At 44.6% G+C, this 23,564-nt stretch carries 26 protein-coding genes and 1 other RNA gene; 18 read left to right on the top strand and 9 right to left on the bottom strand.

Going from position 1 to position 23,564, the window contains the following annotated elements:
• The first annotated feature begins 28 nt into the window (after positions 1–28).
• The 8 genes from ACYVGZ_RS03890 to hxpB all read left to right on the top strand — a co-directional run bounded on the left by ACYVGZ_RS03890 (position 29) and on the right by hxpB (position 4,423).
• Positions 29–826, top strand: coding sequence for an ExeA family protein (locus tag ACYVGZ_RS03890; RefSeq protein WP_460751492.1), 798 nt, complete (start codon positions 29–31; stop codon positions 824–826).
• Positions 827–898: 72 nt separating this feature from the next.
• Positions 899–1,147 carry a hypothetical protein gene (locus ACYVGZ_RS03885; protein WP_460751489.1) on the top strand — a complete coding sequence of 83 codons (249 nt, stop codon included), beginning with the start codon at positions 899–901 and terminating at the stop codon, positions 1,145–1,147.
• 1 nt (position 1,148) lies between these two features.
• Entirely contained in the window at positions 1,149–1,415 is a 267-nt protein-coding gene (locus ACYVGZ_RS03880; protein ID WP_460751487.1) for a hypothetical protein, read from the top strand.
• A complete protein-coding gene (locus ACYVGZ_RS03875) occupies positions 1,409–1,639 on the top strand; it encodes a hypothetical protein (protein ID WP_460751484.1) in 231 nt (76 codons plus the stop codon). Before ACYVGZ_RS03880 ends, ACYVGZ_RS03875 begins: the two co-directional genes overlap by 7 nt.
• Positions 1,640–1,892: 253 nt before the next feature.
• Complete coding sequence (locus tag ACYVGZ_RS03870; RefSeq protein ID WP_460751482.1) at positions 1,893–2,234, top strand: Mu-like prophage major head subunit gpT family protein; 342 nt, start codon at positions 1,893–1,895, stop codon at positions 2,232–2,234.
• Between the two features lie 719 nt (positions 2,235–2,953).
• A complete protein-coding gene (locus ACYVGZ_RS03865) occupies positions 2,954–3,358 on the top strand; it encodes an MAPEG family protein (RefSeq protein WP_460751479.1) in 405 nt (134 codons plus the stop codon).
• 285 nt (positions 3,359–3,643) lie between these two features.
• Entirely contained in the window at positions 3,644–3,712 is a 69-nt protein-coding gene (locus ACYVGZ_RS03860) for an SEC-C metal-binding domain-containing protein (RefSeq protein ID WP_460751544.1), read from the top strand.
• A gap of 48 nt (positions 3,713–3,760) precedes the next feature.
• On the top strand, positions 3,761–4,423 hold the full coding sequence (gene hxpB / locus ACYVGZ_RS03855) for a hexitol phosphatase HxpB (protein ID WP_460751476.1): 663 nt from the start codon (positions 3,761–3,763) through the stop codon (positions 4,421–4,423).
• Between the two features lie 76 nt (positions 4,424–4,499).
• Here hxpB and ACYVGZ_RS03850 read toward each other — a convergent pair whose 3' ends face one another.
• On the bottom strand, positions 4,500–4,718 hold the full coding sequence (locus ACYVGZ_RS03850; protein WP_460751474.1) for a hypothetical protein: 219 nt from the start codon (positions 4,716–4,718) through the stop codon (positions 4,500–4,502).
• Between the two features lie 402 nt (positions 4,719–5,120).
• On the opposite strand from ACYVGZ_RS03850, the gene ACYVGZ_RS03845 reads away from it, so the two are divergent.
• On the top strand, positions 5,121–5,675 hold the full coding sequence (locus tag ACYVGZ_RS03845; protein ID WP_460751471.1) for a YaeQ family protein: 555 nt from the start codon (positions 5,121–5,123) through the stop codon (positions 5,673–5,675).
• Between the two features lie 18 nt (positions 5,676–5,693).
• On the opposite strand, the gene ACYVGZ_RS03840 is transcribed toward ACYVGZ_RS03845, so the two are convergent.
• The gene (locus tag ACYVGZ_RS03840; protein WP_460751469.1) at positions 5,694–6,440 is read right to left on the bottom strand and encodes a dienelactone hydrolase family protein; all 747 of its coding nucleotides are present in this window, start codon (positions 6,438–6,440) and stop codon (positions 5,694–5,696) included.
• A 76-nt stretch (positions 6,441–6,516) separates the two neighbouring features.
• Between ACYVGZ_RS03840 and ACYVGZ_RS03835 the strand changes: the two genes are divergently transcribed.
• A complete protein-coding gene (locus tag ACYVGZ_RS03835) occupies positions 6,517–7,605 on the top strand; it encodes a tRNA-queuosine alpha-mannosyltransferase domain-containing protein (RefSeq protein WP_460751466.1) in 1,089 nt (362 codons plus the stop codon).
• A 4-nt stretch (positions 7,606–7,609) separates the two neighbouring features.
• On the opposite strand, the gene ACYVGZ_RS03830 is transcribed toward ACYVGZ_RS03835, so the two are convergent.
• From ACYVGZ_RS03830 to ACYVGZ_RS03820, 3 genes are read right to left on the bottom strand one after another with little or no spacing between them, the layout of a single operon-like run.
• Positions 7,610–8,236: an ATP-binding cassette domain-containing protein gene (locus ACYVGZ_RS03830; RefSeq protein ID WP_460751463.1), complete on the bottom strand. Its 627-nt coding sequence runs from the start codon at positions 8,234–8,236 to the stop codon at positions 7,610–7,612.
• A 37-nt stretch (positions 8,237–8,273) separates the two neighbouring features.
• The gene (locus ACYVGZ_RS03825) at positions 8,274–9,983 is read right to left on the bottom strand and encodes an ABC transporter permease (protein WP_460751460.1); all 1,710 of its coding nucleotides are present in this window, start codon (positions 9,981–9,983) and stop codon (positions 8,274–8,276) included.
• Between the two features lie 31 nt (positions 9,984–10,014).
• Positions 10,015–11,214: an ABC transporter substrate-binding protein gene (locus ACYVGZ_RS03820; RefSeq protein WP_460751457.1), complete on the bottom strand. Its 1,200-nt coding sequence runs from the start codon at positions 11,212–11,214 to the stop codon at positions 10,015–10,017.
• A 147-nt stretch (positions 11,215–11,361) separates the two neighbouring features.
• Between ACYVGZ_RS03820 and ACYVGZ_RS03815 the strand changes: the two genes are divergently transcribed.
• The 3 genes from ACYVGZ_RS03815 to ACYVGZ_RS03805 are packed head-to-tail and all read left to right on the top strand — an operon-like array spanning position 11,362 to position 15,816.
• Positions 11,362–12,504: a succinylglutamate desuccinylase/aspartoacylase family protein gene (locus tag ACYVGZ_RS03815; RefSeq protein ID WP_460751454.1), complete on the top strand. Its 1,143-nt coding sequence runs from the start codon at positions 11,362–11,364 to the stop codon at positions 12,502–12,504.
• 11 nt (positions 12,505–12,515) lie between these two features.
• A complete protein-coding gene (locus ACYVGZ_RS03810; protein WP_460751452.1) occupies positions 12,516–14,834 on the top strand; it encodes an ATP-dependent helicase in 2,319 nt (772 codons plus the stop codon).
• 25 nt (positions 14,835–14,859) lie between these two features.
• Positions 14,860–15,816 carry an isopenicillin N synthase family dioxygenase gene (locus tag ACYVGZ_RS03805; protein WP_460751449.1) on the top strand — a complete coding sequence of 319 codons (957 nt, stop codon included), beginning with the start codon at positions 14,860–14,862 and terminating at the stop codon, positions 15,814–15,816.
• Positions 15,817–15,873: 57 nt separating this feature from the next.
• Here ACYVGZ_RS03805 and ACYVGZ_RS03800 read toward each other — a convergent pair whose 3' ends face one another.
• The 3 genes from ACYVGZ_RS03800 to hisI form a co-directional block, all read right to left on the bottom strand.
• The gene (locus tag ACYVGZ_RS03800) at positions 15,874–16,644 is read right to left on the bottom strand and encodes a class II glutamine amidotransferase (protein ID WP_460751446.1); all 771 of its coding nucleotides are present in this window, start codon (positions 16,642–16,644) and stop codon (positions 15,874–15,876) included.
• Between the two features lie 56 nt (positions 16,645–16,700).
• Positions 16,701–18,368 carry a methyl-accepting chemotaxis protein gene (locus tag ACYVGZ_RS03795; RefSeq protein WP_460751443.1) on the bottom strand — a complete coding sequence of 556 codons (1,668 nt, stop codon included), beginning with the start codon at positions 18,366–18,368 and terminating at the stop codon, positions 16,701–16,703.
• A 206-nt stretch (positions 18,369–18,574) separates the two neighbouring features.
• On the bottom strand, positions 18,575–18,985 hold the full coding sequence (gene hisI / locus ACYVGZ_RS03790) for a phosphoribosyl-AMP cyclohydrolase (protein WP_460751440.1): 411 nt from the start codon (positions 18,983–18,985) through the stop codon (positions 18,575–18,577).
• 305 nt (positions 18,986–19,290) lie between these two features.
• Between hisI and ffs the strand changes: the two genes are divergently transcribed.
• The 4 genes from ffs (at position 19,291) to grxC (ending at position 21,546) form a co-directional block, all read left to right on the top strand.
• Positions 19,291–19,387: signal recognition particle sRNA small type (gene ffs, locus ACYVGZ_RS03785), an RNA gene on the top strand.
• 276 nt (positions 19,388–19,663) lie between these two features.
• Positions 19,664–20,653: a YHYH protein gene (locus tag ACYVGZ_RS03780; protein ID WP_460751438.1), complete on the top strand. Its 990-nt coding sequence runs from the start codon at positions 19,664–19,666 to the stop codon at positions 20,651–20,653.
• Between the two features lie 9 nt (positions 20,654–20,662).
• Complete coding sequence (locus ACYVGZ_RS03775) at positions 20,663–21,151, top strand: hypothetical protein (RefSeq protein WP_460751435.1); 489 nt, start codon at positions 20,663–20,665, stop codon at positions 21,149–21,151.
• 122 nt (positions 21,152–21,273) lie between these two features.
• Positions 21,274–21,546, top strand: a complete 273-nt coding sequence (grxC, locus tag ACYVGZ_RS03770; RefSeq protein ID WP_460751432.1) for a glutaredoxin 3 — start codon at positions 21,274–21,276, stop codon at positions 21,544–21,546.
• 214 nt (positions 21,547–21,760) lie between these two features.
• Here the strand turns inward: grxC and ACYVGZ_RS03765 are convergent, their stop codons facing one another.
• The gene (locus tag ACYVGZ_RS03765) at positions 21,761–22,366 is read right to left on the bottom strand and encodes a TetR/AcrR family transcriptional regulator (RefSeq protein ID WP_460751429.1); all 606 of its coding nucleotides are present in this window, start codon (positions 22,364–22,366) and stop codon (positions 21,761–21,763) included.
• Between the two features lie 97 nt (positions 22,367–22,463).
• Here ACYVGZ_RS03765 and ACYVGZ_RS03760 point away from each other — a divergent pair, with 97 nt between their 5' ends.
• The gene (locus ACYVGZ_RS03760; RefSeq protein ID WP_460751426.1) at positions 22,464–23,546 is read left to right on the top strand and encodes an alkene reductase; all 1,083 of its coding nucleotides are present in this window, start codon (positions 22,464–22,466) and stop codon (positions 23,544–23,546) included.
• Positions 23,547–23,564: the final 18 nt, after the last annotated feature.

Genomic DNA, 23,564 nt, shown 5'->3' with positions numbered 1-23,564 from the left:
GTTTTTATTGGACAATGGGAGAACGACCATGGCGGTTACGCTCAAGCAAATGCTAAACGATAGAAACGTATCCATTACCACGCTTGCGACAGCAATCGGATTATCTTACCCAACGGTGCATAAGGCCGTGAGTACAAATACTCCGCCAAAGCGTACCGCAAAGCGTTTTATTGAGAGCGTTCAAGGGTATTTAAAAATAATTGGTATCGAAGAAGAGATGGCTTGGTCAACGGTCGCACCCGCTGACCAAGCCCCAGCACGGCAGCTAAATCAACAGCCAGAAGACATGGCACTGGAGAATCAAATGTTAACACAAGAAGCAATGAAGCACTTTAAATTGTTCCGTAACCCATTTATCAACGATATCCGCGATAGTCGTGATGTGTACTTGAATGAAGACACTCGCTACGTTCTCGCGGCCATGAAAGACGTTGCCCGTAATCAGGGGATCCTTGCGGTAGTCGGTGACTCTGGTGCAGGCAAGAGCGTACTTCGTCGTATGCTCCTTGATGATTTGCACAAGGATGGTGATGTGACGATCATTCAACCTAAGATCATTGATAAATCACGCGCCACAGCAGCAGGGATTTGTGATGCCATCATTGATGACATTAGCAGCGAGACACCTAAACGCAGTATGGAAGCCAAAGCTCGCCAAGTGGAACGCTTATTGATGGGGGCTTTTAAAGGCGGTCAACGTCATGTTTTGATCATTGAAGAAGCCCATGATTTAACCGTTCCTGTCATGAAATACCTTAAACGCTTTTGGGAACTTGAAGACGGCTTTTCAAAGCTACTTGGCATTCTGTTGATTGGTCAAACTTAGTTATCTGATCGTTTAGATGAGCGCCGCCATTACGAGCTGCGTGAGTTTATTCGCCGTTGTATGGTGGTCGTGATGTCCCCAATGGATCATGATTTGGATCAGTATTTGGCCCATAAGTTTGGATGTTATGGCGCTGATATAACGAAGATCATGACACCTGAAGCCATTCTTGAAATGAGCCAGTGTTTGGGAACGCGCCGCTCAACCTCTGGCAGTATGGTTTATCCTCAGGTCATTAATAATCTTACTACTCGTGCCATGAATCTAGCCGCTTCATTAGGTGAAGATGTTGTTAGTGCTGATATTATTAGGGAGCTTTAAGATGCAAACAAATAACGATTTAACCTGGCAACAATTGCATGATTACTCTTCCATGTTATTGCTTGAATCGCCAGAACAAATACTAGCGGATGGACTGAGTTTACTTGAGCTATTGCAAGAACTTGGTCAAGGTCGAGATAAGAACGGAGCTGTGTTGATAGGGCTTCAGGGTGTTAACGATCAGTTTCTTAATGCACTGCGAATTTCAGAAGGTTTGATCCGTCTGGGTGTTGAAATGAATCACAAAGAGGATGCGTCATCATGTTAGTACCTGGCAATTTTATTAATATGAATTCAGGCGTGGTGTCGTTGTCGGATACATCCATATTCATCAACCAAGAAGAAGTGCTTTCAAATGGCCTGATTCTGTTGCGGACGATCAGTGACTTACTGGGTGATCTTTCTGCGAATGACAGCATTAACACGGAAGATTTAAGTGCCACCATCCGGCTTGCTGAGGAGCTGATACAAATCGGCGTCAAAAAGAAATGAAATCTAAGGCCGCAAATGCGGCCTTTCTTTTTTTGACCAGCCCCATTTAGAGCCATTCTAAGCGGCTTTAACCTCTTCCCTTCGCACTTTTATGGCAAAACACCTTAAAACAGCTGTGCGCGGCTTATAGTGTGTTTAAACACAATTCCTTTCTTAATTCATATCTTTCTAACCTTTGTAGTTCTAAAAATTCATTTTATCGATAGAACAACAAAGGTTAATTATTCCTATGGTTCACATCCGTTAACCCTTTGTGTTCAAGAATCTTACTTCAAATGGAGAATACACTTGGTTCAACAATAAAATGCCAGCAGGTGTGGATGGTCGTTGTAACGTAGGTTTCTCCTTTCCTCAGCTATGTGTTGCATCAAAAGCACCGTTAACTAAAGCCAATTATGAAGCTGCGGTGACACTGTTAGGCACAATGAAAAAAGTAGATGGTTCACCTGTTGGCATTCGCCCTACAACCATTGCCGTAGGCTACGGTAATCGCGCTGCTGTGAAAGGTTTGTTTGAAAGCATGTTAGTCGCTGGCGGTGATTCAAATATCTACTACAAAGATGTTGAAGTAGTCGTCTCCCCTTATATCTCTTAAGTAAATAAGCGCGGTAGCAAAGAGACATCGTGCTCTAAAGCTGTTATTAGGGTTGAATTATCAGATGATCGAGCACGAATAAAAACTGTTAACCGCTCTCCTTTCCTTTCTATTGAACGTGATCCTGATGCAGGACAAAACTAAGAGTATCTTCACTTCCCTGAAGTGTAGATAAAGAATGTTTGAGTCTTGTTAGATGTCGGGCTAAACTTAGCCTTAGGAATAGGGGCAAATTCTCCCTGCGATATGCTGCGAGGTGCTTGACCTCAAAAGTTCTAAACTCATGACTTACATTAGTAATAGTGAGGTAAATTGACCATGGTGCGATGCACTGGGAGCTGGTCACTCTATTCCCACGGGCTATTCAAGCGTAGCCCTTTTTTATGCCTGTAACTTCTACTTTTTACTAGTTGATAAGAAGTTCCATTATGTGAAGCGGTTGGGTTATATATCGGTTTTTTTGTATTTTATAAATATCGCGAAAATTTACGAGTAATATCGCGGCGGGGTACACCTAAAATCGAGGTTTGCTCTCGTGCAGTTGGCAAACCTCAGTTTTTTCATGTAAATCGGATAACACACACTTAATTAAATACTCGTAATCCATTCAAGCGTAAAGTAGGACGAGTAAAGTTGTCTTATTTTAAGGCATGTAATTCTCTAGTTGTTCGCGTTTATGATTTAATTAGTATTAAACGGTGCTTTCTTAGGAGTGAAATATGGTTTTTGCTATGTTTGGTATGGTATTGCTGACATTTGCTGTTGGGCTCTGTGCTATCGTGGCTCGGGTGAAGAGCGTTAAGTCAGGGGATATTAAAGTTAGGTCCTTCAAGTTGATGGATGGGGATTTCCCAGAGAAAGTCGTTGCAACCACTCGTTGTTTTAATAATCAGTTTGAAGTGCCTGTGTTGTTTTATGCAGGCTCTCTTGGCTATCTGGCTTTAGGATTAGAGCAAACCATTACCCCTGTAGCCTTGGCTTGGCTGTTTGTTATAGCGCGGGCCATTCATGCTTTCATTCATGTTACTTATAATCATTTGCTGCATCGGGTCATTGCTTTTTGGGCAAGCTTTTTAATAGTGATGGCACTGTGGCTACATTTAATTTCCTCCATTATTGGTTAGTAAAATGGCTTCAATAGGGCGTTTTCCTGTAGGCATTTTAGTGTTGTATCGTGCTCAATGCATAATACTTGCGGTTTGCCGCCCTCATAAAGGGGTAATAGGGCAGGAGATATAGAGACAACTTTAAAAAATCTGTATACTTCGCCAAAATTAATTAGGTCAGTAATTTTATTTATGAATACGCCTCAAGAAGCAACAACACAATCCCAGAATGAAGAATCAAGCTGCTGCAGTACTTCTAGCTGCTGTGCACCCGCTGCGCCAATTACCAGAACGTCGCCAAAAATTGGCCGTAACGATCCCTGTTTTTGTGGCAGTGGCATAAAACACAAAAAGTGTTGTGGTAAGAATTAATCGTACGATTTATTGCCAAGCCTCACCTCTGATATTTGAGGGAGGCTTATGCGTGCGGTGATTTTCGATATGGATGGCACCTTGATTCACTCCGAGCCTTTTTGGAAGCTCGCTGAAAAAGAGGTGTTTTCTTCTTTAGGGGTTAAAGTTACTCCGTCGCTTGCAAAGAAAACAGCCACCATGACCACTCGTGAAGTGACAGAATTTTGGTATCAAAATTCCCCTTGGTTAAAGCCTAGCCTTGAAGAGGTTGAAAGTAGGGTGATTAATCGCGTTGCTGAACATATTGCCAATCATGGCAAGCCAATGGATGGGGCGCAGAGGATTTTAAATTTCTTTTACGAAAAGGGATTTAAAATAGGTTTAGCCACTAATGCTCCTTCGCAGCTTATTCCTATTGTTTTAGAATCTCTTGATCTCACTAAATATTTCTCTTACGTAGCATCCTCTGAAAGTGAAGTTGCGGGTAAGCCACACCCTGCGGTGTATCAAACCGTATTAAGCGAATTAGCTGTCTGTTCTTCCAATTGTATCGCGTTTGAAGACTCCTTAACGGGGGTGAAATCAGCTCAAGCCGCTGGAATAAAAACCGTGGTTGTTCCTGCTCAGGCAGAATATTCCGATGGAAAATATGACCAAGCAGATTTGAAAATTAGCAGTTTAACTGAATTCTCAAATGCTCACTTAGAGCGTATATTGCCTTTTTGCTAGAGAGTAATATCTATTCGTGACCAGCTTTCATGGATTAAGAGGGGAGAAGCGCGAGCCACTTTCTCCCCTGCCTAATTTAGCCACACCTTCCTTTCTTTAATGGCGGGCTGTCCGCGAGTTGTTGTTTCATAGGCACTTCTTTTTGAGCGCGACTAAGTGGGCGTATATGACCGTTTTGATCACGGTAAAACCCCAAATCCTGTAAATAATGTGCGTTTAAATGCTTAAACGTTTGGTTGGTTTTACGTTGTGTCGCATATTGCTTAGCTAGGTTTAGTAGGGCGATTAAACTCATAATATTTCTCCAGTTTGGCGAAATTTACGAGGTTTAGTAAGAGGATTTCTAGACTGACCGCGTAAATTTCGCGGTCAATGTTGTGATTATGCAGCCACTGAACGCGAGACCGAACGAGAATTTGATCGTTTGGTCCAAATAACGAATGCAGGGGCGGTGTGATTTAACATTGTATGTAACATGTGCCTCTCCTATCGTTCGGTTCAAAGTCTGAAATGGTTATAACCTGTCTAATCTGTAAACAGGTACCCATATTTATACCTCGTTTTATTTTTATGTCAATAAATTATAAGCATATCCCATTAAATTGTTTTTAATGGCAGGTTTAGGGCAAATTTCATTGGCAAACTAGGGTACAATGCGCGCCAGTTTTGTGATTGATTTTTGTTGGATTCACTAATTATGGCAATTAAAGCAACGGTTTATAAGGCGTCGGTGCAAGTCTCCGATATGGATCGGCATCATTACCAAGGTTATGACCTGACCTTGGCACTCCACCCTTCGGAAACCGAAGAGCGCATGATGGTACGGTTAGCAGCATTCGCCTTATTGGCCGATGAAAAAACAGGCGATGAGCAATTGGCCTTCACCAAGGGCTTGAGCACAGAAGAAGAGCCTGATTTATGGCAGAAGAACTTTTCAGACGAAATATTGCTTTGGGTAGAGCTCGGTCAACCCGATGAAAAAAGGCTGCGCAAAGCCTGTGGGCGAGCTCAACAGGTGATCATTGTGAACTACAGCGACAAGTCTGATATCTGGTGGCAGCAAAATGCGGGTAAATTAAGCCGTTTTGATAACCTAAGAGTGCTCAGTTTTGCCGAGTCCGATGTGAAAGTGTTAACTCGCTTATGCGCTAGAAACATGCAGCTCAATGCTACCATTCAAGACGGTGAAATTTGGTTGTCTTCAGAGCTTGGTGAAAGCCAACTACGACCTGTTTGGCGAGGGGAAGGTTAACCCCTCACCAAAACCGCGTTAGGCGCTTTTGTGAAGTGTCTTCTGGAAAAAAGCAACGGCCTTGCCATAAAACTCCAATGCGAGGGCAGGGTCGTATCGGTCGCCTTCATCGCGCATAAAAGCGTGTTGACCATTTACTTCATACCAAGTGAAATTACGCTCTGTATCCAACAATTGTTGGTATATCTTTTTCCGTCCTTCGGTCGGAACATGGGGGTCTTGCTTGCCCCAAACCATGACTAACTCTCCTTGGATTTCTTGGGTGCGAGTAAAAGAATCGTTGTCGGTTTGGCAAGGAATAGTGTTGGAATGAATGTCAGTAGCATAAAGACAAAATGCCCCTTGAATGCAAGGGTTCAACGCTGCGCGATAGGCTAGGTGTCCACCTAAGCACACGCCCATAGTACCAAACTGACCGGTGCAGTAATCTTCTTGTTCGAAGTGGCTGATCATAGCGACGGTATCACTGTCGTGGTCTTCCAGCGGTTTCGTAAATTTATCCTGATTACCCTTGTCTTTGCCTGCGTCGTCATAGCTCAAAACTGTGCCAATTGGGTTCAGTTCGTGGAACACTTCTGGTACAAGAACCACAAAACCATGTCCCGCCATCATAGCTGCTGAGCGAGCAATGGGAGCGGTTTGTTGAAAGATTTCCGAATAAAAAATAATGCAAGGGAAGCGACCCTCAGCTTGCGGACGGTAAACGGTGCAACGCATCGTACCCGTTGGTGTGTTAATGTCTTGGTCGTGATGTTGAATGATCATGGGAATCCTTAATATACGGTCGTTTGCTTATAATAAGCGACCTCTAGCCTAAAACGAAGAAGCGAGCGAACTTTTCATGCGGATATTATTACTTAGCGCCTATGAGGCCAAGAGTCATCAGTATTGGGCGCAAAGTTTAATAACAGGATTAGATGAGTTTGAGTGGACTTACCTAGCCTTGCCAGCTCGGCATTTTGCTTGGCGAGTAGGGGGAAACGCCCTCAGCTTTGCGTTTTCGCCAGAATATCAAAGCGCTTTACAAGGCTCGTATGATCTAGTGATTGCCACTTCCATGACCGATTGTGTTGGGCTAAAAGCGCTTTGTCCTCAACTACAGCGTATTCCTTGGATGCTGTATTTTCATGAAAACCAGTTTGCCTACCCTGAAAACCACCAGCAACAAGGTTTAGTTGAAATACAAATGAAGAGCTTATATTCAGCCTTTGCGGCAGATTATTGTTTGTTTAACAGTGATTTTAATCGCCAAAGCTTTTTGCAAGGAGCAAAGAAACTATTAGACAAACTCCCAGACTTTTCTGAGTCTGCTTGGGTCAACAAAATTGCGGAACGCTCCCAGGTATTGCCTGTGCCCATTGATGTGCCAGCGGTCAAAGCAACCCCTAAAAATACACCCCTTAGCCTTGTGTGGGCGGCAAGGTGGGAACACGATAAAGGCCCAAAGCAGCTGTTGACCTTGTTGGAGGTATTAGAAGAACAGCAACTTGATTACCGCATTTCGATTTTAGGTGAAGCCTTTCGACAAGTGCCTGAAACCTTCACCTTCATCAAACAGCGTTTTGCAAATCGCATACAACACATGGGCTACTTACCAAGCAGAGAAGCATATTTAACGCAATTGGCTCAGGCAGATGTGGTCATTTCCACAGCATTGCATGAGTTTCAAGGGGTGTCCGTATTAGAGGCCGTAGCGCTCGGTTGCACACCTTTGTTGCCAGACCGGCAAGTATATTCAGAATGGTTTGATGAGGCTTTTTTATACCCCAGTGTGGTGGATGACCCGGTACAAGAAGCGCAAGGAGCGTATCAGAAGCTCGTAAACTTAATAAAGGCTGGGCTTCCTTGCCCAAACGTAGAAGCGTTTCAAGCTCGTACTCTTCACCATAAATATCGCCAGTGTATCCAGCAGCGAGTGTCACAAGCATAACCAATTAGCCAATATGACTAAGCTCTAAACAAGCTCCTTGCATGGCTTTAGCGTCTTCGGCATCGTGAGTGACCAACAGCGCAGGCACATTGGCTTCACGTATTTGCTCTAACACGAACTCGCGTACTTCACGGCGCAAAGCGGGGTCTAATTTGCTGAACGGCTCATCCAGTAGTAAAAAATCGGGTTGAGCGAGTAGGGTGCGCAGTAGGGCAACACGGGCTTGTTGGCCGCCAGAAAGCTGATCCACTAAGGCATGGGCTTTATCTGCTAACGATAGCTTATTTAAGGCCTGTAAGGCCTGAATTTGGCGCTGTTGTTTTGTCACCTCAGGGGGAATGGCAAACAATAAGTTTTCAATAATGCTCATGTGTGGGAACAGCAAAGGGCTTTGTTGTAATAACCCCACTTTACGATTCTGGATAGACTCTTTTTCAATGGCCTGTCCATTTAAATACACTTCACCTGTTGCGGTTGGGCCACCGCATAAGGTACCACTCAGAAAACTCAGTAGAGTTGATTTACCAATGCCACTGGGGCCCATAATAGACAACACTTGGCCGCTTTCTATTTCAAAACTGAGTTCTTTAATTAAAAAATGCTCGCCATTTTTTAAGGTAAAATCTTTCACTCTTAACACATTGAGTCCTTGTTGGTTTTAGAACCCTTCACGAACCGTGTAATAAACGGATACGTGCGCGAGTCCAATAGCTGGGAATAACTTGCGCTAGCCAAAATACAATTATAGGGAAAAAGGCCTGCAATAGAGCCATGGCCCCAACTTGTTTACGGTCCCCTGAGGAAGCTTGCGCAACGGCTTCAGTGGTGAGCGTGCTGTAGCGTCCTTCACCGGCAATAAGGGTGGGTAAATATTGGGCAATGCTCACCGAAAAGCCAATTGCAAAGCCCGTAAATAAGGCTGGTTTGAGCATGGCCAGTTTAACAAAAAAATAGTTTCTCACCGGTTTATGGTTGAGTCGGTTAGCTTGCAGTAAATAGCTTTGGTTATAGGTCAAATAAGGCCCCTGTAAGGTGAGGTAAACATAAGGCAACACATACATCAGGTGCAAAGCAATAATGGCACATATGTCACCATTTAAATCCAAGTAAATCAGCAACACATGTAGGCCAAATAAAAAGCCAACCTGAGGCAATAAAATAGGAATGTAAATCAGCCAATCAAATAAGTGCTTTTGGCTCACCTGTTCTGTATAGCAAAAAGATTGGCGTTTACTTTCTAGCATCAACAGGCTTAAAGCACAGGCTAATAAGGTTGCGCCAATCGCAATAATGAGCGTGTTCACTGATAACTCTGTGAGTAAGGGTAAAGCACGTTCAAGGTTGTCTAAGGTCCAGCGAGACGGTAACACATCAGGAAAGCGCCAGCGCTTAGTGAAAGACCAAATAGGTAAAATCAGTAAGGCTGTAATACTGATTAAAAAGGTGGCTAAGCCTGCGCCTACCCCAAAGCGTAAAAGGTTGTCTGAATAGCCACAACGCTTACCATTACTGCGTTCTATACGGGTAAGCTTGGTCAATAGTAGATGCCCTAACTCCCAGCTGGTTAAACTGATAATAATCAACAGCATGAGTACAACGGCTCCGGCACTGGCCATCAGGCGCATGGCTAAGTCTGGGTCGTTAAACCATCGTAATAAGGTGACGGCTAAGGTAGAAGGCGTATTTGGGCCAATCACAATTGCCAAGTCAACCACGGTCAAACTAAAGGCAATAACTACAAACAAGGGCATACGAATAATGGGGTAGAGCTGAGGAATAAGCACCTTACGCCATAGAGTAAAACGCCCGTAGCCTAAGGTTTGGCAAACATCCATAGTTTGCCGTGCTTTAATGCTTTGCATGGCTGAGAGCATCACAAACAATAAGTAGGGCATTTCTTTTACAACAAGCGCAAAAATAAGCGAGTAGCCTTGCGGGTCTTGCACACTAATCCAGTTAGGCGGGCGCTCAAAACCTGTTAGCCAAGGGCTAAAGAGCCTGACTAGCCAGCCAGAAGGGCTAAGCAAAAACAATAAACCAATGGCAATGGCCGCATGAGGAATTGCCAAAATAGGGGCTAATAAGGCTTCAATTTTCTTGAAGAAAGGCTTTTGGTAGCCCCAAGCTAAAAGAGATAAAGCAATCCATAAAGATAATATTGGCGCGCCAATCCCGGTAATGAGTGTGAGTTTTAAGCTGCCATAAAATTCACCTTGGGAGAATAACGCTCGCCAAGGTTCTAATGAAAACTGATACTCACCAATTGGAGGAAAGTAATGAAACGCGGGAAGCAGTGTGCCTATCATGCCAACACTAATTGGAATGATAAGCACAAGAGCTAAGGCAATCATGCCCCAACGGTGAAAGTTAATGGTCATTCGGTTTTTCTGTTAATCCTAAAGCTGTTCGTTATTGGGCAAATCGCTTGCGCCATTCGGTTTCCACTGCTCCGTTCCAGCTGCTATGGGGCTCAGGCAAAGTATTGCCCAGCTCTTCAATACTCAAGGTAGCAATACCACGTGGCAATTCATCGAATGCTTTTTTATCCGCAGCAGACAATTTTGCGTAAGATAGTACGCTTAAATCGCCCCATACGGTTGGCGTTTGTTTGTATACTTGGGCTTCAGGAGAAAGCAAAAAGTTCGCTACCACCTGAGCACCTGCTTGCGCCGCACTGTTATAAGGGATGGCTAAAAAGTGAGTATTGCCAAGTGTGCCCTTGTCGAAAATATAAGAGCGCACACTTTCTGCAAGGTTGCCTTGGTCTATTTGAACAGAGGCAGCGGATAAATCAAAGCTCATGGCAATGTCGATTTCTTGGTCGTCGAGTAAACGGATCATCTCCTCACTGCTAGAAGGAAAACTCTGCCCATTGCGCCACGCCACTTTATGCAGCTTTTCTAAGTATTGCCACAAAGGCTTAGTAACTGTGTCAAAATCCGCTTGCTCAACGGGCATTAATAACTGGCTTGGGTCATCCACTAATTCATGTAAGGCTTGTTTTAAAAAGCCGGTACCGGTGAACTGGGGTGGCTCCGGGTAACTTACCCTGCCTGGGTTCTGCTCGGCATAGGCTAATAATTGCTTCATAGAGCGGGGCGGCTGCTGTAAGGACTCGGTGTCGTACATAAAGATCATTTGCGCCATGCCCCAAGGAGACTCCATGCCTTCAACAGGTGTCCCGAAGTCTTGTGTTAAGCTTTGGCGAGCATTTTCGTCTACAAAATTTTGGTAGTTCGGTAAGGACTGTGAGAAGGGTCCAAACAGCAAGTTGTTGTCTTTCATTGCACGAAAGTTCTCACCGTTTAGCCAAATTAAATCGGTGGAACCTTGTTGGTCTTTGCCAGCGGCTTTTTCCGCGATGACACGATTCACTGCATCGGCGGTATCGGTCAATTTAACGTGTTTAAGTGTGACTTGGTATTCGTCTTTAACGCGCTTGGCCGCCCATTGAATGTAATCATTAATGTTATCTGCGCCGCCCCAGGCATTAAAATACACAGTTTGCCCTTTGGCTGTATCAAGAGTCTCTTGCCAGTTGGCGTGAGTGGGTAAGCTTGCGGCCAGTAAGGTGGTCGATAAAGCCGCAGCGGCTAACGATAATTTCATGAAGCGCTCCTAAGAAAATGAATAGCAATATCCGTTAGTCGTTTCTAAGTTGTTTTTATTACAGTAAATTTCGTTTTTTCATCACTTAAATTAGCGTAACATGTAAACCCTTCAAAGCGAGCGTGTTTTTGTGATTTAAGGGGCCTTATGTCTTATCAAATCTATTCCCATGTTTTACCAAGTGCGACACCTGGGAATCAGCGTATTATCAAGGCGCATCATTTTGGCGAAGCCGGTGCCCGCCCTAAAGTATATTTTCATGCAGGCCTTCATGCGGATGAATGGCCAGGCTTTCTAGTGCTCAACCGGTTACTAAAACGCTTAATCGAAGCCGATAATAACGGCTTAATAAAAGGCGAGATCATTATTGTGCCCGTTGCGAACCCGATTGGCCTAGCGCAAAACTTTCATGGCTATATCCCTGGGCGTTTTGCGTTTTCTGATGGTGGCGGTAATTTCAACCGTAACTGGCCCCAGCTTGGTCATAAGGTAGAAAAACGCATAAAAGGTGACATTAGCCACGATGAAAGCGCTAATGTGCAAGTTATTCGCCAAGCCATTGCCGAAGAACTGGCTTTATTGCCTGAAACCACAGAGTTACAAGGGCTCAAGAAAACGTTACTGGCCTTGTCTATGGATGCAGATGAAGTCATTGACCTGCATTGCTCTGGTGAAGCTTCCATGCACGCTTATGTAGCGCAAGAATTTGAAAACCACTTTAAACCCTTGTTGGCCTTATTAGGGGCAAAAGTGGGCTTGTCTGAGCTAGAAACAGGCGCTTCTTCCTTCGATGAAACCAATGTGAGCGTTTGGCGTGAGCTTAAATCTCATTACGCCCATTTAGTACCCTGGGGAAGCCGTTCTCTCACCCTAGAGTTGCGGGGCGAAAACGATATTAACGAGGCCTGTGCTCAGCAAGACTCACAAGCGTTGTATGACTATTTGGTGTTACGAGGTGTCGTTGACGGAGAGTGCCCAGAGCCAGATACCAGTGAGGTACAATATTACCCACTTGATGCTATGGACCTGGTGAAAGCCCCTTGCGCTGGTATTGTGTGTTACCACAAAGAAATTGGCGAACCAGTGGAAGCGGGTGAAGTCATCGGCGAAGTGGTGAACCTAATGGATGACGATGTGATGTCATCAAGCTACCCTTTGGTGGCCCGCACTAATGGGGTGTTTTTTGCTCGTGTGCAGCGTCGTTTGGTCGTACATGGAGAGTCCATTGGTAAAATCGCTGGCATTGAGCATTTGGCTTTCCGAGAAATCGGGAACTTATTTGAAGATTAGGCTAACCCACCTTGATACCAAAACAACCAGAAATAAATGGCGAGCAGGGTTTTACCGCCGAGCAGCGCGCCGTTATATCCCATGATTTAACTCACCCTGCAAAAGTGATTGCGGTGGCGGGGGCTGGTAAAACCACCACCTTGATTGGCCGCATTAAGTATTTGCTAGAACAAGGTGTAGAGGCGTCTAAAATCGGCGTTTTTATGTTCAATAAAAGCGCACAAGAAGAGTTTTCTAGCCGCTTAGGTTCAAGTTTATCCCAGCTTGGCTATGCTCGTAGCCCAGATGTCATGACGTTCCATGCTTTTGGAATGAAGCTGTGCCGTCGCTTAGAGCAACAAAACTGGCTTAGCTCAGCCAAGTTGTTAACGGACGATTTCAGCTTAATTAAAATGTTGCGTGAGGCCGTACAACGGTTAATGCGTAAAGGCGTTGCAATGCCAGTCCAAGACGAGAAAGACTGGCTAGAAGATGCTTTGCTCTTTATTGATCAGGTAAAAGCTTCAGACAGCGACCCTCAAACTGTGTTTAAGCAATTGGCGTGGTCTAAAGAGCGTAATTTCTTTCCGGCGCTGTTCGACGAACTAGAAACCTTAAGAGAGCGACAAAACGTACGTTTTTTTGCAGACTTACTCAGCGACCCCTTTGCATTATTGAAAACCCTATCTGCTGAGCAAAAAGTCCAGATAGACCAATATCTCCCTCAGTTCGACTACTTACTTATCGACGAATTTCAAGACATAAACCCATGCCAGTATGAGCTGTTAAAATTGTTATACCCAGCGCCTTGCCAATGGATGATAGTAGGCGACGTACAACAATGTATTTACGAATGGCGAGGGGCCAGCCCAGACATTATGGCAAACCAGTTTGACCAAGACTTTAGCCCGGTCATCACTTACCCATTAAGTAGGAGTTTTCGTTTTGGTCATGCTATTGGTTTAATGGCCAGCAGTGTTATTTCAGAAAACGATCATAACGCATTGGTTTTAGGGGTAGGGGATTCCACCCGAGTGGCCTTTGCCCGAGACAAAAAAGTCGGTAAAGCTTTGCTAGGAGAATTAAAGTCCTGGCTGGAAGAAGGTAAACAACTGCAAGACTGTGCGGTTTTGGCGCGTTTATATAGTGATATGGTACCGGTGCAGTTGGCTCTTATGCATAAAAATTTGCCCTATCAGTTGCACGGTGACTCACCCTTATTGGAAAACCGCCAAATTCGTATGCTAATGGCTTACATGGCGGTCATGGCTGGAGGCCTAGAAGGGACAGCAAATAAGCAACCAATCCCCTTGCATACTGAAGACCTAGAATATCTATTAAGTGTGCCTAGCTTAGGCGGGGCGGCGAGCCAGCGCAAAGTTCTGGTTCAGCAAGCTAAGCAAGCACCGCATTTGTTACCCCAAATTATTGAAAACTTGGCCGACAACGCCGAAGGTTGGCGAGGTAAAAAACTGCTTGAGCGTGCCGATTGGCTGCGCAGTTTAACCCTGTATCGAAATGACCCAGGGCAAGGCTTGCAGCACACCATCGAAAAACTACGCATTTACCGTTATTTTGAAAGCACCAGCAGTAAAGACATTCAAGCTCAGGAGAAAATAGCCACTTGTGAGGCGTTTATTGCCTATGTAAGAGGTGTCGGACAAGATGCTCAAACAACCCTGAAAAAGCTGTTTGAGCTGAACGAGCAACACGAGGATAACCCACATGGTGTTCATTTAATGACCATACATAAATCAAAGGGGTTAGAGTTTGACCAAGTTGTCGTTACTGGTTTGAGAGAAGGGCGCTTTCCTTATTACGAAGAAGACCTAAGCCATATTGACCGCCAAGCCGCCAAAGAAATGTCCTCTGAGCGGCGTTTGTTTTATGTCGCCATTACTCGGGCAAAGCAAAAGCTGGTGGTATTGGAAGCCCCAACTAAAGATGAGCACAAACGTTTAGTAAGGGGGGAGATCCCAACAAAATCACCCCAAAGTCAGTCTTTATCGCGCTTTATTTATGAATCACAACCTTATGGCGTGAGCCAAATTTGTAAGGCTTGGGTCAGCGGCGCCAGCGACGAGCCCATTGATACTGCAAAAGGGCCCGTGTTTCAGCGGTATTTACAGTCTGTAGAAGGTTCACCAAATTTAGTATTTCGCCATAAGGTAGAAACGGCGCAAAAATTGCTTAAGGCTGGAGACAAAGTACGCCACGAAAAATTCGGAGAAGGCGTAGTGGTTCGGCCAGAGCAGGGTGAAGACAGTAAAGTATTGGTCGACTTTGCTGAGCAAGGGCTAAAAAAATTCAATCCCAAATACACACAACTGATTAAACTCTCATCTCGATAGAGTCAGTAACAAGCTAGGAGAACACATGTCTATTCCGTTAATTGATTTGTCAAAATTGGTGATCGACAATGAAGAAATACGCCAAAGTGAAATTAACGCCTTAGATAAAGCATGCCGTGAAATTGGCTTTTTTTATCTTACTAACACGGGCATTCCAAGTGAACTTATGGCGAGCTTGATGAGCCAAGCAAAACGCTTTTTTGACCTTCCAGAAGCCGATAAAAAAGCCATCGACATCACCAAATGTATCAACCACAGAGGGTACGGCAGTATTGGTGAAGAGCAGTTAGACGAGATCGGCCATTCAGATTGGAAAGAAACCTTTGATATGGCCCTAGACCTACCAGCGGATCACCCGCTGGCGGCTAAATACCCAAAAATGTATGGCCCTAATCAGAACCCAAGTGACCCTGCCACACTGGAAGTGTTGCAAGAGTATTATGTGCAGGCGTTTAAAGTAGCTCAGCAATTACTGACGGCAATGGCACAGGCGCTGTCTTTAGAAGCGGACTTTTTCACTCGCTGTTTTACCGACCACGTTACGGTTCTGCGTATGATCCACTACCCACCACGTCCTGCTCAAGATCATGATAACGGCGCGGGAGCACACACGGATTACGGTTGTGTAACCCTGTTGTTGCAAGATCAAATCGGCGGCTTGCAAGTGAAGAATCGAGACGAAGAGTGGGTGGATGCCACGCCAATAAAAGACGCATTGGTGGTGAACATTGGTGATCTCATGCAGCGTTGGACAAACGACGAGTATGTGTCTACCGCGCACCGTGTGCGAGCTTCGTTACCGGATGTACACAGATACTCTTTCCCATTCTTTGTTGAGCCAGACTATGAAACGCTCGTGTCTTGTGTACCAACCTGTACTGACGAGAATAAGCCCGCTAAATACGAGCCTATTTTGAGTGGCGATTGGATCCAATCACGCTTTGATGCAACGTACGCATACCGAGAAAACGAAGACAAATAGACGTTTTTGACTATCTCTCAATCTATTGCAGCTAATCAATGGGCAGCCATTAACCGATTAAAACTTGGGTAATGGCTCAATTTGATAGTCTGTTCCGCTCACTTTTACCACATGATCTGGTGGCACTTGCGTCCACGAAAGGCTGGACAAGTCTAACGGCTCAGAAGCGATCACCACATGCTCGTCAAAGCGTTTGCAAAACAAGCTGGGTGGTTGGTCATCTGTGGCATAGCGAACAGCAATAATGTCGTCACCATTGGATAGCACAGCGGTAAAGCGTAAGGGCTCAGTGATCGCTTTTTCCGCCATGATCTGCTTTACCTGCGTTAAAGTATCGATAATGGCTTGTACTGGGTTATTTTCTAAACCATTGGCAAGTAACAGCAAGAAAAGGGCTTCAGAATCGGTCGCCCCTTGTTTTTCATTATACAGGTGTTCGGGAATCAGCTGGTCAAGCCGCCAACGAACTTGCTCGTAATCACCTACTTGGCCATTATGCATAAAAAGCCAGTTTTTATAGCTGAATGGATGACAGTTTGCTCGGCTGGTGGCTGTTCCGGTAGAGGCTCTTACATGGGCAAAAAACAAACCGCTCTTAATATGCTTGGCTAAGCTTTTTAAATTACAGTCGCTCCAGGCAGGTAATATCTCATGATACAAGCCTGGTTCTTTGCGCTCGTCGTACCAACCTAAACCAAAACCGTCGGCATTAACGGTAACGATGGACTTTCTGGCACTGATGCTTTGTTGAATGAGGGAGTTTTCTTGTTCAAACAGCATGGATTCAAGATAAACAGGCTGCCCTTGGTATGCTAACCATCGGCACATAGATACTCCTTAAATAAGCCTAATCAGGGGGCGGGTGCCCCCAGTGGAAAGTCTTTCTATACTTTAAAGTAACTGACTTTATTAGACAATTGGCTTGCAAGCTTCGCCAGTTGTTCAGCAGAATCGCTTATTGAATGAATGGATTCAGTGGTTTTGGCGGCAATGCTGGTAATATTTTGAATATTATTACCCACCTCAGCGGTGACCGTTGCTTGCTCTTCTGCAGTAGCAGAGATCTGGTCATTCATGTCACGAATTTTTGCCGTCGACTGGTTAATGTTCTGTAGCGCAGACTCTTCGTGTTTCACCTGCTCAACCACTTGTTCAGAGCGTTGTAAACTCGCTGTCATTGCAGAGACTGCAGAGGCAGTACCCGTTTGCAGCACGGCAATCATTTGCTCAATTTTTTGTGTGGCATCTTGAGTGTTTTTTGCTAAGTGGCGCACTTCATCAGCGACCACTGCAAAGCCTCTGCCTTGTTCACCAGCCCGAGCCGCTTCAATCGCCGCGTTCAACGCGAGTAGATTGGTTTGCTCTGCAATACCCAAAATAACATTCAAAATACCGCTTATTTCGTCTGTGTTGGTTTGTAGCTCGTTGATGGTTTGAGAAGATTTGCTGATCTCACTAGACAAAGACTCAATACTTGCGATGGTTTCACTCACCAAATGGCTGCCCTCATGAGCAGCAGTTTCTGCATCATGAGCAGCTTGGCTCGCTTGAGTGGTGGACTCAGAAACATGTACAGCGGTGCTTTGAATTTCTTGCACGGCCTGAGAAATTTGGTCTGTTTCAGCCTTTTGTTGATCCACCATTTGCGAAGACTCACCGGTCACTTTATTCAGGTGGTGGGCGGCTTCTGTGAGCATATTACTAGACTGAGCCACATCGTGAAGAATGCCGCTTAATTGGCTTTCAAGCTTGTTCATGGCGGCTTCTAAAAGACCAATCTCATCTTTACGAGTCGGTGTGTTCTGCTCTTGGCTAAGTTGACCTGCGGCAATGCTTTCAGCGCGCATAACGGCTCGTTTTAATGGACCACAGATGCCATTAACAATCAGTAAGCTGATGATGACCCCAGCAATAATTAATGCTCCAGAAATCGCAGCACTGGTGTAGATTGTGGTGTTGAGCTGTTGGTTCTGTTGCTCGGTGACTTGCAAGGTGTAGTCATCGATTGCGGTCAGTATGCTTTCCATCTGTTCGTTGATTGACACCAGACTGGCATCGGCAACACGGCGAGCTTTATTGGCTTGTAGCGTTTTAAGCTTAATCCACCATTCGTAGGTGGTGGTGCTGGCTTCTAAGAAAGTAGCTTGTTGCTCTTCTAACAGAGCGATTTGCTCAAGAATGGGCGCTAAGCTGTCTGTGTCCGGCATATTAGAAAGTGTCGCTTTCACATTTTCTATACTGGCTAGCAGCTCGCTGGTGTAGTTGGTGAACTTCTGTGCAGATTCTTCAACCTGCTCAATACCATAACCGCCCATAGATTTGGCAATAGAAACTTGGAAAAAGCCGCGTTCAAACTCAACGGACTGCTGCAATAATAATTGTCGGCTGCGTTCCAAATTGTGCAATAGGTCAAGACTTTGAGAGGAAACGCTTTGTAACTTAGAAGATACAGATTGACTAGAAAGAGCAGAGCCTATGCTGGTGGCAATAATAACGCCAGAGAATAAAAAAACGAGAGAAAGGATTTTACTACGAACATTCAAATGGAACATGGAATCACCTACTTTTTCAGATTGTATAAGGGAGCAATTAACGTGCCGACTTTTTACAAAACCTTACATATACGTGTTCTTCCATGAGAGTTGAATATGTTTTGTTCTTATTTTTTCCATACCTCTAATTTTCATCTTATCTAAATATTAGCTAAGTTAATTTGAAAGCAGAAGGCGCTACGAGAATGCAACGCCTTAGTGCCTGTTTAGTCCTCTTGTGGTGCAGAGTTGATGACCACCTTGTCACCTTGCACTTCAAAAAAGAAGCAGTTGCGTCTAAAGGTATGACAGGCTGCCCCTTTTTGATCCACCTGTAGTAAGATGCAGTCGCCATCGCAATCAAACGACATAGAAACCAACGCTTGTCTGTGACCAGAGCTTTCACCTTTGCGCCAATAGGTCTGGCGAGAACGAGACCAATAACATACTTGGCCAGTTTCTAAGGTTTCACGGATTGATTTTTCGTTCATGTAGGCGAGCATGAGCACTTCTTTAGTATCATGCTGTTGGGCAATCGCGGCGATCAAACCGTTTTCATCGGTTTTAAGGTTCTCAAACAGAGTGTCTAGGGAAAGGCTGTCGCCTTTATTCATATTTTCAAATGCTTTTAAACTCATGTGCTGCCTTACGAAGGGTTAGAAAGTAGAAGGCGAACATAGTAAAGCCTAACTACCGTTTAAATGTAAGGTTGAGTATACCTTATCGTAACGTTAAGTAACTAAACTATATTCTTAGGGCCTTGTCGAGTAACTAAACAATTTACTGGTGCATTTAGGGAGGGTTAAGGGTAGGGAGGTCGCTTTCTCGTAAGTCTCTGTCTCTTTTAAGATTTATTGCTTAACCGTCAGAAAGAGGCTTGATCTTTTAACTCCCTTACGTATAATGGCGCCCCAAGGTCACAGGGCCTCCTTTATGGTGTCTCTGCTGGTCCCCTCGCAACAATAAACCGTGAATCTGGTCAGGTCCGGAAGGAAGCAGCCACAGCGGTGGACTTGTGTGCCGAGGTGCGGCTGGTAGAGATGCCACCTTAACAGCCTCTTCATTTATTTTCACTCTCCCAAGAGCCCAACAACGGTAATCTTAATTTTTGAATTAACTCAAACTGTTTTTATCGCTGTTCGAATCTGATAGCAAATCGCACCGGTTGGATAAACGGGTAAGTCAATTTATACACCCCTTAATTATTTCTAATGGTAAAGTTTTACATAGTTTTACACGAGTTCAGATATAGAAGGTTAGGGAAGCAAGTTATACTTTTTATTATTGTTTAAACCTCTTTCTCGGAATTACTCTGAATGAAAAATAAGTTACTTTTTAGTGTGACGGCTCTGTCCGTCGTGGTGGCTGTATCGGCGGTAGAGTTTAAATCTCTATCTAGCCAAGTGGATACGAGTCAGGCAGTTCAACAGGCAAATTGGGCAGAGAATGTAGAAATCACCATTAATCAAGACGACAACAGTTTCCGTTTTCAGTCGAACGGTATTCCTAGCCACGGTTTTGCTGAGAAGTATCTTATTCCCAATGATGTTATGTCCATGCCGTTTTCAGATAATGCTGCCGATGAGTTTACGGTTGTTAAATCAGCGGAATATTTTAAAGAAACCCCGATTGATACCACGATTACGACTCAGCCCACTTATGTAACCGATACCACGGATACGACCTTAGGCCGTATTGGTGTTGCGATTACCGGAGCACAAATTTTCAACGATTATGAAGATTTGGAAAGGTCGATTACGGCGCTGGATGATAATGTCGTTCATGACCATGTGCCTTTTGTGGATGAATGTAATGGTCATACCCTAGTTAATGGCACGAATTATCATTATCACGGTATTCCTCTTTGTATAACCGGCTCCCTTGATGTGGAAGGTGAGCATTCGGTTATGATTGGGGTACTTGAAGATGGTTTCCCAGTTTACGGTAATCAGGGCTTTAATGGCGTAACTATCACTAATGATGATCTAGACGAATGTAGCGGCCACTTTGAAGCAACCCCAGAGTTTCCTGACGGTATTTATCATTATCACCTCACCGCCGACGAAGCACCGTATATGATCAATTGTTATCACGGTGAAGTGTCAGACAGCATTAAGCAGGGCGGTCACGGGCAAGGTGCCCCTGGCCCTGACTTTACAGGCGTTGCCGAACAGTTGAATATTAGCGAAGCGCTCCTAAGGGAGGCGCTTGGTCAAACCATGCCACCTGACTTTGATAAAGCCGCTGAAACTCTAGGCATTACTGCTCAAGCATTGCGTGATGCTTTGCCGTCACCGCCTCAGTAAGTTTTGAATATGTTAGTAGAAAAAATTGCTTATCTAATCATTGGGGCGGCCACAGCGGTCACCCTGATGACAGTCTTACCTGTAGAGGACAGTACAAATGTGAGGGTCAAGGGAGAAGTCTCTAGCCAGCTAGATGCTATGTCTCTGCACCAGCACCCATTGCGAGAAGTTGCAGAAAACCTCCCCACACCTACGGTGAATCATTTGATGTTTCCTGATGTGATGGGCGGTTATAACGTGCAAATCATGACGCGCAACTTCACCTTCACGCCCGCTAAAATCAATCAGGCCGTCGAGCAAAATGCCGGCCATGCACATATCTATGTGAATGGGGTGAAATACGCTCGCGTTTATGGCAAGTGGTTTCATTTACCCAGCAGCGCTTTAACACTAGGGGACAACCTTATAAAAGTTACCCTTAACGGCAATGACCACAGTGAGTGGGCCAAAGATGGAGAAGCAATCTCCTCGACGGTTATTATGGTGAGAAAGCAGTAACGTCAATAGCTGCTAATTCACAATGTATTCACTAAGTTGAATGAATATTTGGGTAGAGCAGCCTTGTTTTGTCTACTAAATTGTAGAGAATAGTTTTCTTAGACATATTTGAGACCGATTCCATGAGCAAGAAACAAAGCCCTAAAGTAACGGTTTACAGCAAAGGGTATTGCCCCTTCTGTAAAATGACAAAATCTACCTTAAAGAAGCTAGACGTTAAATTTGAAGAAATTGATATTACTTTCAACCAAGCGGCGGCAAAGGAAATGAAAGAACGCAGTAAACGCCACACAGTGCCGCAAATTTTTGTCAATGGGCAACACATTGGTGGCAATGACGATTTACAGGCCTCGTTAAGAAATGGGGTGTTTGAGAAAGCACTGAAAGCGTTATAAGTTTATTTGCCGAAGACGAACAAGCCCCTTCTTGCCTTTTATTAAAGGCAAGAAGGGGCTTGAACAGTATTTATCTTACTAAGAGATAAGTACGAGATTAGTTAGCATGAAACGCCTTGGAAACGGCGAAACTGTCTTAAAAAGTGACTTTCACCGTATTTCAGGACTAAACCTTACTTAACAGTTCACATTCTAACAGGTTTTTGCTCTGTATTTAGGGCAAAATACAGTCTACCCAAGCATTAATGTCTTGTTTTAGGTCATCAGCTGAAGTGCCTGCTCGTGCACGAAATACAGGGCCTTGGCGTAGATCAAACATTAATCTCGCTCGTTGCTCAGAAGGGAAGTCTGCTGGTAACTGAGCCTCTTGCTTGGCCAGCTCAAAACGTTTGGCGATGCGCTTTTGCGATTCTTCTATGCCCGTTTGTAATTGCTGCGAAGCCCCTTCCACGGTTTCGACACTGGTGGCAACACAGGCACTTAAAAAGCAGCCTTGCGTACCTTGCTCTCCTTGGGTGGATAAGCGAATAACTTCCTGAAAAAAAGCAATGACAGCTTGTCTAATGTCTGTCTCTTGTTCGAAAACCTCTAAAGGGGAACAGCTACCACTGTGCATATAGTGATCTACTGTTTTAAGAAAGAGGTTTTTCTTATCTCCAAACGTGGCGTATAAGCTCGGCGCGTTGATGCCCATTGCCCCTGTTAAATCTTTCATTGAAGCGCCGTCATATCCCTTAGACCAAAACACATTGAGTGCTTTTTCCAGTACTTGGGTGTCATTGAACACCTTTGGGCGTCCAATTTTTTTTGTATTGTTCATTACAAAACTCTTGCATTACTGTTTTTGGTTAGTGTATTTTGAATAATATAACAAACATTACAAAACTCAAAATTAACATTCGAAAGAGTATCTTATTATGAATACATTGTTTGATCACCTAGAAATAGGAGACTTGCTTTTGGCTAATCGATTTGTGATGGCGCCAATGACTCGCGCCAGAGCGGATGATCAAGGCATACCTAACCCTAATGCAGCACAATACTACGCCCAGCGTGCCTCAGCAGGGTTAATCATTAGTGAGGCTACCTACATTTCAGAACAGGCCAAAGGGGCTATTCAAACGCCGGGTATTTTTTCCCTTGAGCAAATTAGCGCTTGGCGCAAAGTGACCGATGCTGTACATGAACAAGGCGGCAAGATTTTTTGTCAACTATGGCATGTAGGGCGTGTGGGTCATGAAAATATCTTACCAAAAGGGGAGCAGCCATTGGCACCTTCAGCAATTCATTCCCAGGCTTTTACCTTTACTCATAATGGCTTTGAGCGGGTAAGTCAGCCCAAAGCACTGACTAAATCGCAAATCACGCAAATATTGGATGACTATAAAACGGCAGCTTTGGCTGCGCAAAAAGCTGGTTTTGATGGTGTGGAAATTCACGCTGCTAACGGTTATCTGGTGGACCAGTTTATTCGTGATGGCGCGAACCAAAGGCAAGACGAATACGGTGGAAGCCTTGCTAACCGTGCAAGGTTTCTTTTAGACGTTATTGAGGCAATAGGCCAAGTTTGGCCTGCAGGCCGAATAGGCGTGCGACTCACACCCACTAGCCAATTTAATGATATGTCTGACAGTGACCCTCTAAAGACCTTCAGCTATTTATACCAGCAGTTAGATACGTTAGGGCTGGCCTATTTGCATGTTGGTGAAAGTATGCCCGGCATGTCAGAGGAAGCAGAAGGGGACCAGCAGTTACTAAGAAAACTTCGAACGTTTTGGCATGGGGTGTACATCGTTAATGGCGGCTTTGATGCACAAACCAGTCAACAAGTGGTTGAGTCTGGTTATGCTCAAGGTGTGTCGTTTGGTCGGCTTTTCATTGCTAATCCTGATTTACCCGAGCGTTTTGCCAAGCAAGCTGAGTTAAACCCACCAGATATGGACTCTTTCTATGGCGGCGACCAAAAAGGCTATATCGATTACCCCTTTCTTACAGAATAAGACCCGATCACTACTTTA

This window comes from Marinomonas epiphytica (assembly GCF_054780655.1).
The sequence above is the reverse complement of the archived record's forward strand: the minus strand, read 5'-3'. Positions and strand labels throughout refer to the sequence as shown.

Coding starts and splice junctions, on each gene's coding strand:
- ACYVGZ_RS03760 (WP_460751426.1), top strand. CDS start 22,464: ATGAATACATTGTTTGATCACCTAGAAATAGGAGACTTGCTTTTGGCT.
- ACYVGZ_RS03765 (WP_460751429.1), bottom strand. CDS start 22,366: ATGAACAATACAAAAAAAATTGGACGCCCAAAGGTGTTCAATGACACC.
- ACYVGZ_RS03825 (WP_460751460.1), bottom strand. CDS start 9,983: ATGACCATTAACTTTCACCGTTGGGGCATGATTGCCTTAGCTCTTGTG.
- ACYVGZ_RS03780 (WP_460751438.1), top strand. CDS start 19,664: ATGAAAAATAAGTTACTTTTTAGTGTGACGGCTCTGTCCGTCGTGGTG.
- ACYVGZ_RS03815 (WP_460751454.1), top strand. CDS start 11,362: ATGTCTTATCAAATCTATTCCCATGTTTTACCAAGTGCGACACCTGGG.
- ACYVGZ_RS03845 (WP_460751471.1), top strand. CDS start 5,121: ATGGCAATTAAAGCAACGGTTTATAAGGCGTCGGTGCAAGTCTCCGAT.
- ACYVGZ_RS03850 (WP_460751474.1), bottom strand. CDS start 4,718: ATGAGTTTAATCGCCCTACTAAACCTAGCTAAGCAATATGCGACACAA.
- grxC (WP_460751432.1), top strand. CDS start 21,274: ATGAGCAAGAAACAAAGCCCTAAAGTAACGGTTTACAGCAAAGGGTAT.
- ACYVGZ_RS03885 (WP_460751489.1), top strand. CDS start 899: ATGTCCCCAATGGATCATGATTTGGATCAGTATTTGGCCCATAAGTTT.
- ACYVGZ_RS03875 (WP_460751484.1), top strand. CDS start 1,409: ATGTTAGTACCTGGCAATTTTATTAATATGAATTCAGGCGTGGTGTCG.
- ACYVGZ_RS03865 (WP_460751479.1), top strand. CDS start 2,954: ATGGTTTTTGCTATGTTTGGTATGGTATTGCTGACATTTGCTGTTGGG.
- ACYVGZ_RS03800 (WP_460751446.1), bottom strand. CDS start 16,644: ATGTGCCGATGGTTAGCATACCAAGGGCAGCCTGTTTATCTTGAATCC.
- ACYVGZ_RS03880 (WP_460751487.1), top strand. CDS start 1,149: ATGCAAACAAATAACGATTTAACCTGGCAACAATTGCATGATTACTCT.
- hxpB (WP_460751476.1), top strand. CDS start 3,761: ATGCGTGCGGTGATTTTCGATATGGATGGCACCTTGATTCACTCCGAG.
- ACYVGZ_RS03795 (WP_460751443.1), bottom strand. CDS start 18,368: ATGTTCCATTTGAATGTTCGTAGTAAAATCCTTTCTCTCGTTTTTTTA.
- ACYVGZ_RS03820 (WP_460751457.1), bottom strand. CDS start 11,214: ATGAAATTATCGTTAGCCGCTGCGGCTTTATCGACCACCTTACTGGCC.
- ACYVGZ_RS03840 (WP_460751469.1), bottom strand. CDS start 6,440: ATGATCATTCAACATCACGACCAAGACATTAACACACCAACGGGTACG.
- ACYVGZ_RS03775 (WP_460751435.1), top strand. CDS start 20,663: ATGTTAGTAGAAAAAATTGCTTATCTAATCATTGGGGCGGCCACAGCG.
- ACYVGZ_RS03890 (WP_460751492.1), top strand. CDS start 29: ATGGCGGTTACGCTCAAGCAAATGCTAAACGATAGAAACGTATCCATT.
- hisI (WP_460751440.1), bottom strand. CDS start 18,985: ATGAGTTTAAAAGCATTTGAAAATATGAATAAAGGCGACAGCCTTTCC.
- ACYVGZ_RS03805 (WP_460751449.1), top strand. CDS start 14,860: ATGTCTATTCCGTTAATTGATTTGTCAAAATTGGTGATCGACAATGAA.
- ACYVGZ_RS03835 (WP_460751466.1), top strand. CDS start 6,517: ATGCGGATATTATTACTTAGCGCCTATGAGGCCAAGAGTCATCAGTAT.